We start from the raw sequence: 9,587 nt of genomic DNA on the forward strand, positions 1-9,587 counted from the left end.
GCAAGTTAGGAAGGAGATTATTATGGTTAAAGATATCAACACAATAAATGAATCTCTCTTTGAATCTATTAAACATATCAATGAATATGGTATGGAATATTGGACAGCGAGAGAATTATTAAAAGTTCTTCAGTATGGCGAATACAGATTTTTCTCTAAAGTAATAGATAAGGCAATAGATGCATGTATTGCTAGTAAAAACGATGTTCGTGACCATTTCGTGCACGTGCACGATATGGTTAACATTGGCAGTTCTGCTAAACGACGATTAGATGATTATCATCTTTCCCGTTATGCCTGCTATCTTATTGCTATGAATGGCGATCCAAGAAAAGAGGCTGTTGCATTGGCACAGACTTATTTCGCTGTGAAAACTCGCCAGCAGGAACTTTCAGAGAATTTCGAAAGGCTATCAGAAGAGCAGAAGCGACTGGCTATTCGTGGAGAATTGAAACATCATAATAAGTCTCTCGCCGATGCCGCCCATGAGGCAGGGGTAGAGACTTCTCGCGACTATGCTATATTTCAAAACTTCGGCTATATGGGATTATATGGCGGTCTCAAGGCACAGGATATCGCTAAACGCAAAGGGCTGAAGAAAGGACAGGCTATCCTTGACCATATGGGCAGCACGGAACTGGCTGCGAATCTCTTCCGCGCCACTCAGACAGACGAAAAACTGCGACGTGATCATGTGCATGGGAAAGAGAATGCTAATAAAACTCATTACGCTGTCGGTGCAAAGGTCAGACAGACCATCAAAGAACTGGGCGGCACAATGCCTGAAGATTTGTCAACGCCCGAAAAGAGCATCAAGCAGATTGAGCGAGAGCAGAAAAAGCTATTAAAGAAAGGCACTCTCAATAAAAAATAACCATTTTCGCGAGGTTACGAAAATGGTCTACACATCGGCTGGCAACTGTTGCAAATTCTGCAACGGTTCCCTCCATTTTGCCGATGTTGGCAAAATGATATAATGGAGAGGTAGGAGTGCTGGTATCTCTACGGGGACCAGTGCGGCGCCTTCTCCATGTGGGAAGGCGTTTTTTGTTGGAGAAAATCATATGGACAATTTCATTATTTATAACACCGATGATGGACAGGCTAAGGTCAGCCTGCTTGCTAAGGATTGGACTGTGTGGTGTACGCAGGCGCAGATGGCGGAATTGTTTGGCCGTAGCGTTTCTACCATTTCCAGACACATTGCAAATATTCTCAAAGAAAACGAGCTAAACGAGAAAAGCAATTTGCATTTTTTGCAAATTGCAAATTCTGATAAACCGGTTGCCTTGTATAGCCTTGACGTTATACTAGCCGTTTCGTAAATTTCAAAAGATTCTAACTCTCTTCTTCCATGTTAAAAAGCCGTACCCATACATTCGTATGGATACGGCTGTGCCGATGGAGATGGCAGTCTCCCGTTGGCGTGTAATGTCCCATGCAATGAGGCGGATTACAACTGTATTATACCATGTACCGCCTCTGTTTCCAATGAATGGAGGTTTTTCTAATGGAACTGAATTACAAATTTATCATCCGCAAGCGAGCGAAGACGAATGGCGGGGCGAGCTACCAGCTGATCCTCTCCTACCGGGATCGGGATGGGAAGTGGAAGCAGAAGTCCAAGGGAGGCTATGCCCTGCGCTCTCTAGCGGCTTCTGATAAGGAGAAGGAAAAGCTGCTCGCGGCGGTCAAGAAGACGGGAAACATCGATCCGGTGAATGAGGGCATGACGCTTCGCGATTTTTCTGCGCTCTATATCTCATGGCGGAAAGAGTTAGCTCCCAATACGCTGCTTATCTATGAGTGGCTGGCTGATATCGCTGGTCCTCTTCTGGATAAGCCCATGACAGATATCACATATGCGGATATCTTTACGCGACTCCAGACTCTCCCATACGGCGAACGTACAAAGGTAAGCTGGGCACGTTATATGAAGCACCTCTTTCGGGAAGCGGTCCGTTATCGTGTCATTGGAGTATCCCCTATCGCAGACCTTATCTATAAGCCACGCATGGACACTGCAGGGGGAGCACGGCTGCGGACTATGACGCATGAGGAAATTTCCCATCTCTTAGATACCTTGCATGCGCGGAACCTGGAACTATGGATTCTCATGTACATTGCCGCATACACAGGCGCCCGTGTCGGGGAAGTGCTGGCTCTCACTATGGGGGATATCGATTTCAAGTCCCATCAAATCACATTCAATAAGCAGCTCTCCCGTGTCGGGAAGAATGAGCTCGGTATCCGTAGGATGAAATCGAAGAACTCCTGCCGCACAGTTCCTGCTCCGCCCTGCCTCCTTCGTGCCTTGGATGAATACCGCGAACATCGCATCTTGTACTTCCATGGCCGACTCACGCGATACCGGCACGGTGAAATGCTCACAGCCATCGTGAGGAAGATCCTACCAAATCACACCATGCACGACTTCCGCCATACCTACGCCACCAGGCTCTTATCTTCCGGTATGGATATCAAGACGGTAGCTAGCCTTCTCGGCGATACCATCTCTACTGTTGAAAGAGTATATATCCATTACACCGATGAAATGCGAGAAAAGGCGGCGGATGATATCAATAAAATATTCGGATCTTAAAAAGGGTGCACCCGCTCATGCGGGTACACCCTTTTGGATTTTTGACGAATTTTTGACGGGAGCGAAAAAGTTGTCCGATATTATCGGTAGTTTTGATGGAATATCTGTTACTTTAGCAATAAATGAGAGAAAAAGCAAGAAAAAGTCGCACATGTAAAAAAGACAAGGAAGGGCATCCAGGTTCTGTGTGGAATCATCGTATCCCTGTCATCGACAATACGAGAAAAAAATGACCCTCTTTTCGAAAAAGGGTCACTTCCATCACAAAAGCGCAGCAGAGTTTTATAAGTATCCATGGAGGCATTCCCTGCAATCTGGCACCAGCGCATTTCACGGTTCATGTCGTACAAGTACGGCTAAACTTCGCTCTAGAGTTTGCCCGCGAGGCGAATCCTGCATGAGATCTTTTGACCTGCTGCGTCTTTCTATGATTTGTGTTTCTTACGCTCTCCAGCGGCTAGCACGCTTTCGAGCGAGAGAATGGAAATCGGATCCGCCGTCTGCCCTCTCTGCGCTCCTTTCCTATAGGTCTGTGCACGAAGGAGTGCGGAGAAAGCTTTGGGCTCCCGGGAAGATTTCCCTCTCCGAGAAATACCATCGTGGAAATTCCAGATTTTACACGATTTTCTTTTCATAAAATAAAAAATCTGAACATTCTACGATTGAGTCCGTGTTTCCTTAATTTCTCTCAGGATGATAGCCGGGGAGTGTGTTTGCGGGAATGCTAAGTTCCAGATCATAGTCGCGCAAGGGATCGATGTTGCTGGCTACTGCACGCTGGTAGTCTCCCATGGAGGCTCTCGACTGCATCGACTGATAATCTCCATATTCTGCCGCATCACAGTACCTTTCGATCGCTCTCACGCGGACATGAATTTCGTCCATTAGCTCGGTGTAGCGGATTTCGTCCGGCTCGATGGTACCAAGGCCATTTTGTTTCGCGTAGGCACGCCATTGGATCATACTTTCATACTCTGCGACGAGGCGTGCATTTGTCATTATCCAAGACTGCGTGCGGTTGTCGAACCAGTCCGGGCGTGCGGAGAGTTCATCCGGCGGCCATGGATCGAGCGTGCCTTCAAAGGCAGTGGGATTCGTGCCATCGGGACTTTCTATCCGTTTCACGCCATATTTTTCCGCTTCGCGTTCGCTTTTCTTCTGTTTCTCGCTCTTTGGCTGGGACTGTTTCACCGGTTTCTTTTTGGCGGAAGAACCAAAAACGCTTCCGATGGCTTTATCCGCTGCTTTGCCCGCGATGTCTCCCCAGCCGAATGCCTCTGCTTCTCCGGTAAGGCCGAAAAGCAGGGCAGCGGTGAGCCCGATAGCAAGAATAGATTTCTTTTTCATCATGACCGCCTCCTTTGAAACTATAACCGCATTATAACATAAGTATATAGGAAATCAAAATAATTCAGAATGACGATACGGGAAGACAAATTCTCCCCTGTCCATCATTCTGAGCGAAGGGGTACAGGCAAATGGGGAACAGCAGTATAAAAACCACTTGGGACATGAGTCGAAGAATCTAGCGCACCTGTCCATTTTTCGCATAGATCCATTGTCACAGTCCCCACTTGTTCTGACAGCGGCCATCTCACGGACGTCCTTTCCGTCCGCTCAGGTTGACGGTGCGTCTTTATCACCCTTCTACGCAGGACTACGTGTTTCAACAAAAAAGAGAAGCCTCGCGGCTTCTCTTTTCGCTTGCTTATTATTTGACGACGATATTGACGATTCTCTTCGGTACGACGATGACTTTCACGATGGTCTTGCCTTCGGTGAATTTCTGGATTTCCGGAAGAGCCTGGGCTTTTTCGCCGATTTCTTCGCGCGCCATAGCAACCGGGACGGAGATTGTCGCACGAACCTTGCCGTTAACCTGGACAGCGAGTTCGACTTCGTCGACGACGAGGGCAGATTCATCGCAAGCCGGCCAAGCAGCCAGATGAATGCTTTCTTCCTTCTGTCCGGCACCCTGCCATAGTTCTTCGGTCATATGCGGAACGAATGGCGCGAGGAGGATGAGGAGGTTTCTGACGAGCTCGCCGGAAAGGCTCGCTTCGATGGTATCATGGGCTTCGATGAAGCGGTACATATCGTTTACGAGTTCCATGATGGCAGAGATCGCAGTATTGAAAGCAAATTTCCCATCCAGATCTTCGGTGACTTTCTTGATGGTCTGGTGCAGTTTTCTTCTGAGAGCGAATTCCTCAGAGGAGAGTTTGCCTTTTTCTTCAGTCTGAATATCTTCGTACTTGCCGACAATGTTCCAGACGCGTTTCAGGAAACGGTAGGAGCCTTCGACGCCCTGATCGGACCATTCGAGGTCTTTTTCCGGCGGAGCGGCAAAGAGGATGAAGAGGCGAGCGGTATCAGCGCCGTATTTCCCGACAATTTCTTCCGGGGAAACGACGTTGCCGACAGACTTACTCATCTTGCCGCCATCTTTCAGAACCATGCCCTGACAGAGCAGGTTCGTGAATGGTTCCGGATAGTCGACCATGCCCTCATCCTGAAGGACTTTCATGAAGAAACGGGAATACAGCAGGTGAAGGATGGCGTGTTCAATGCCGCCGATGTACTGGTCGACGGGCATCCAGTAGTTTGCCTTATCCTTTGCGAATGGTTCTTCAGTATTGTGCGGATCGCAGTAACGCAGGAAGTACCAGGAAGAATCGATGAAGGTATCCATAGTGTCGGTTTCTCTCGTAGCATCCGCACCGCACTGTGGACATTTGCAGTGAAGGAAGGCTTCACTGGTTTCGAGCGGAGAGGTCGCACCTGCGACAAAGTTGACGTCTTCCGGCAGTTTGACCGGGAGATCTTTTTCCGGGACAAGGACATTGCCGCAATGCGGGCAGTGAATGATCGGGATCGGGCAGCCCCAGTAGCGCTGGCGGGAAATCAGCCAGTCACGCAGACGGTAGTTCACTTTGCCTTCGCCGATACCCATATCTTCGAATTTCTTGGTGATGGCTTCACGGGCTTCTCCGGATTTCAGACCATCAAATTCCGCAGAGTTCACAAGGACGCCGTCAGCGTCATAGGCTTTATCCATCTCGGCAAGAGAAAGGGAGCCGGCTTTATTCTGGACGACGAGTTTCATCGGGAGACTGTATTTCTTAGCGAAATCCCAGTCGCGCTGGTCGTGGGTTGGTACAGCCATGACGGCACCGGTGCCGTATTCGTAGAGGACGTAGTTTGCGATCCAGATCGGCACGCGTTCGCCGGTCAGCGGATGGATCGCATAGCTGCCGGTAAACATGCCGAGCTTCGGTGCATCTTCCGCGGTGCGGACGATGTCGTTTTCATTTCTCATCTTTTCGATGAATGCTTCAAGTTTTGCCTTTTCCGGGTTATTCGCGATGAGTTTTTCGACGAGCGGGTGTTCCGGAGCAAGGACCATGTAGGTGACGCCGTAGACGGTGTCGACACGGGTGGTATAGACCGGGATCTGATCATCCATGCCTTCGACCTTAAAGGAGAACTGGGTACCGGTGGATCGACCGATCCAGTTTCTCTGCATGGTCTTGACGCGTTCCGGCCAACCGGGCATATGGTCGAGATCCGCAAGGAGGCGGTCTGCATAGTCGGTGATCTTCAAGAACCACTGAGAGAGGTCTTTCTTGACGACTTCATTCTTGCAGCGCCAGCAACGTCCTTCTTCAACCTGTTCGTTTGCAAGGACGGTGTGGCAGCTTTCGCACCAGTTGACCTTTGCTTCCTTCTTATAAGCGAGACCTCTCTTGTAGAAGATCTCAAAGAGTTTCTGGGTGTGCTTGTAGTAATCTTCACGGCAGGTCAGGACTTTTCTGTCCCAGTCATAGGAAAGACCGAGTTCTTTCTGCTGACGGGTCATGTTGTCGATATTGGAATAGGTCCATTCCGCTGGTGGAATGCCGTGCTTGATAGCCGCATTTTCGGCCGGCATGCCGAAGGCATCAAAGCCCATCGGATGAATGACATTGAATCCCTGCATCGTCTTGAAACGAGCGACAACGTCGCCGATGGAGTAGTTTCTGACATGCCCCATATGGAGATTGCCAGACGGGTACGGGAACATTTCCAGTACATAGTATTTCTTTCTGCCCGGGTCAGAATGAGTTTCAAATGCTTTGGTGTCCTCCCAGATTTTCTGCCATTTCTTTTCGATCTGCTGAGGTACGTACTTTTCGTGCATAGTTTCACCTTCCAAATTTTTCGTTACTGTCGACATTTTTGATAAAACAGTTCTTTCTATTATAGAGCCTGCCGTGGGTAGCGTCAAATAGATTTTCGTTTGTGAAGAGGGTTGATTTCCGTGATTTAAATCAACAGTTGTTAGTTGATAATAGATAATACTTGACATTGTTTGTTTTTTATGCTTTTAAAGAAATTCAAATTAAGTCCGAATATATCTTCTAACCAGCGATAAAGACAACGTAAAAAAGGATGCGTCAAAATGCCTGTGCATTTTGACGCATCCCTTTAAGCAATGTTTCCTTCTTTTATCTTATGATCTGCAGGAGCTCCTCAAGGCTCTTTTTCCCAAAATACGTCTTTCCATCCATGATCAAACAGGGGACGCTCATAATGTTGTATTTCTTCTGCATGTCCGGATAGTGTGCGAGGTCATACACATCGACAGAGACATGGTCATTATCCGCAGCGATCCGTTCGGCAGCGGCAACGAGATCAGGACACATGGTACAAGAGAGAGAGACCGCAATATCTATGTGAATATCGCGAGAAATCCCTTCTATACGCTGCTGCAGGGTTTCTCCCACATCCTGCCCGGGACCTGCTGCATTGTAGAGTGCCAGAATAAAGGAATTAAATTCATGCCCGCCGGGAACACCGTGAAAACGGAGTCCCAGATCCTTTCCTTCCGCGCTGCAGATAGAAATGGTGACATCCGGATTCCCCTCTCTCACCACTTCATAGGACAGTGTATCTGAAAGGCCGGCAAGTTCCCGTACCAGACTTTCTGCTTCGTCTGCAAGCGGAGTGCCGTCACTCGATACTCTGAGGAGAAGAGGCTTCTCAAAGCGGGCAAGAACAGGCGATAAAGCTTCACGCATCGCATCATCAAGAAAAGCTCCTGCCACAGCTTTGGGAGCCGTCTTTTCCTCTTTGACGACTTTCTTTCGCGCATAGATACGACGAAGGCCGAGACGTCGATACAGATTCCCCAGATACCGTTCCAGCGAAGTAGCAGCGACCGCACCATCGCTGACAGCCGTCACGACCTGACGGAGCTGCTTCACACAGATATCGCCCGCTGCATATACGCCGGGCAGATTCGTCTGCTGCTCACGATCTGTCACCACGTAGCCTGCAGGATCCAGCTCGACCTGTCCTTTCAGAAGTCCGCTCTCTGGCGCGTATCCAACGAAGACAAAGACACCGAAATAATCACCATCTTTGGCTTCTACAAGACGCTCTTCTCCGCTCTTCCGATCTTTAAGGACGAGGCAGCGGACAGCGTTGTCACCCTCAATCCGCACCACCTCCGTATGATAGGAAATCGTAACATCAGGATGCTCTTTCAGCTCATCGACAGCCGCAGACGAGATCGAAAAGTCATCTCCGCGAACAAGGACATGGACTTTGCGACCATACTTAGTGAGGAAAAGGGCTTCCTCCACGGCTGCATACCCACCGCCAACAACAAAGATGTCCTTTCCGGTGAAGAACTCTCCATCACATGTCGCACAATAAGCGACACCATGCCCACGGAATTCTTTTTCGCCGGAAAATCCGGCAAGACGGGGATGCGCACCGGCTGCATAGATGATACCCATCGCCTCAAAATCTCCTCGATCGCTATGTACCACCTTTGTATCTGCAGTAAGCGACAGGCTCTTTACTTCTGCCGTCAAAAATTCTGCACCGAAGGCTTCAGCCTGACGCACCATTTCTCGGGTCAGTGCCTCCCCGTCCGTCTTATAAACGCCGGGATAATTCACCACTTCAGATGTGATCGTGATCTGTCCACCCATCTTCTCTTTTTCGATGACAAGGACATGAAAACGTGCTCGTGCCATATAAATAGCGGCGGAGAGCCCTGCCGGTCCTCCGCCTACTATAATGGCATCATATCGTTTTTCCATGATGCCGCTCCTTTTTATAATTTTCCAACCAGATCAAAGGACGGTTTCAGTGTTTTTGCACCTGGCTGCCATTTAGCCGGGCAGACTTCATCGCCATGCTCATATACGAACTGAGCGGCTTCGACCTTGCGAAGCAGCTCATCCGCATTGCGGCCGATGTTGCCTGCGCTCACTTCGTACAGTACGACTTCGCCCTTCGGATTGATGACAAAGGTACCTCTTTCTGTGAGGCCGGAGTCTTCGATGTAGATATCAAGCTCCTTAGACAGTTTACCGGTCGGGTCGCCGATCATCGGATACTCGACCTTGCCGACTGCCTGAGACGATTCATGCCATGCTTTGTGAACAAAGTGGGTATCGCAGGAAACAGAATAAATTTCACATCCGATTCTCTGGAAGTCAGCATACTTGCCCTGCAAGTCTTCAAGTTCGGTCGGGCACACAAAGGTGAAGTCCGCCGGATAGAAGAAGAGCACACTCCACTTGCCGAGAAGATCCTTATCGGTGACTTCGATGAAATCGTTCTGCTGGAATGCATTCAGTTTGAATTCGCTAATTTTTTTACCGTTGAGAGACATTTGGGATTCCTCCTTATAAGAAATACTCTCTCGTACAGGATTCGTATCGAACCCTCACGAAGCATATTTAACTTTCTGAATGTATTATAGCGGGTTATTCGAAAAATGTCAATATAGTATTTTGAAAATTTTCGATTTCAGGTATTTTTACCAGTTTAAGGGGACTACAGGAAAATGACAAAGAAAAATAATTCTATGCCTCACAGATTTAGGAGAATGCCGAGGAAATTACTGTTTGGTTTTATGCTTTGCCTAAGGAAACGCTGATTAAATCGCAGAGTCAAATTCTACAAGAATTTTTATACATAGCTTCGT

At 48.5% G+C, this 9,587-nt stretch carries 7 protein-coding genes; 3 read left to right on the top strand and 4 right to left on the bottom strand.

The features are described from left to right. Positions 1–22: 22 nt before the first annotated feature. The 3 genes from dinD to ACGG9R_RS05720 all read left to right on the top strand — a co-directional run bounded on the left by dinD (position 23) and on the right by ACGG9R_RS05720 (position 2,602). The gene (gene dinD / locus ACGG9R_RS05710) at positions 23–874 is read left to right on the top strand and encodes a DNA damage-inducible protein D (RefSeq protein ID WP_390152570.1); all 852 of its coding nucleotides are present in this window, start codon (positions 23–25) and stop codon (positions 872–874) included. A 190-nt stretch (positions 875–1,064) separates the two neighbouring features. Next, on the top strand, positions 1,065–1,325 hold the full coding sequence (locus ACGG9R_RS05715; protein WP_390152573.1) for a hypothetical protein: 261 nt from the start codon (positions 1,065–1,067) through the stop codon (positions 1,323–1,325). Positions 1,326–1,510: 185 nt separating this feature from the next. Further along, entirely contained in the window at positions 1,511–2,602 is a 1,092-nt protein-coding gene (locus tag ACGG9R_RS05720) for a tyrosine-type recombinase/integrase (RefSeq protein ID WP_390152576.1), read from the top strand. 678 nt (positions 2,603–3,280) lie between these two features. Here the strand turns inward: ACGG9R_RS05720 and ACGG9R_RS05725 are convergent. The 4 genes from ACGG9R_RS05725 to ahpC all read right to left on the bottom strand — a co-directional run bounded on the left by ACGG9R_RS05725 (position 3,281) and on the right by ahpC (position 9,272). After that, entirely contained in the window at positions 3,281–3,952 is a 672-nt protein-coding gene (locus ACGG9R_RS05725; protein WP_390152579.1) for a hypothetical protein, read from the bottom strand. 361 nt (positions 3,953–4,313) lie between these two features. Beyond that, complete coding sequence (gene leuS, locus ACGG9R_RS05730) at positions 4,314–6,782, bottom strand: leucine--tRNA ligase (RefSeq protein ID WP_390152582.1); 2,469 nt, start codon at positions 6,780–6,782, stop codon at positions 4,314–4,316. Between the two features lie 307 nt (positions 6,783–7,089). After that, positions 7,090–8,694, bottom strand: a complete 1,605-nt coding sequence (locus ACGG9R_RS05735) for an FAD-dependent oxidoreductase (RefSeq protein ID WP_390152585.1) — start codon at positions 8,692–8,694, stop codon at positions 7,090–7,092. Positions 8,695–8,708: 14 nt separating this feature from the next. Then, positions 8,709–9,272, bottom strand: a complete 564-nt coding sequence (ahpC, locus tag ACGG9R_RS05740; RefSeq protein ID WP_022106063.1) for an alkyl hydroperoxide reductase subunit C — start codon at positions 9,270–9,272, stop codon at positions 8,709–8,711. Positions 9,273–9,587 lie beyond the last annotated feature (315 nt).

It is taken from the genome of Dialister sp. i34-0019-2H8, from assembly GCF_042846925.1.
In the GTDB taxonomy this organism is placed as follows: Bacteria; Bacillota; Negativicutes; order Veillonellales; family Dialisteraceae; genus Dialister.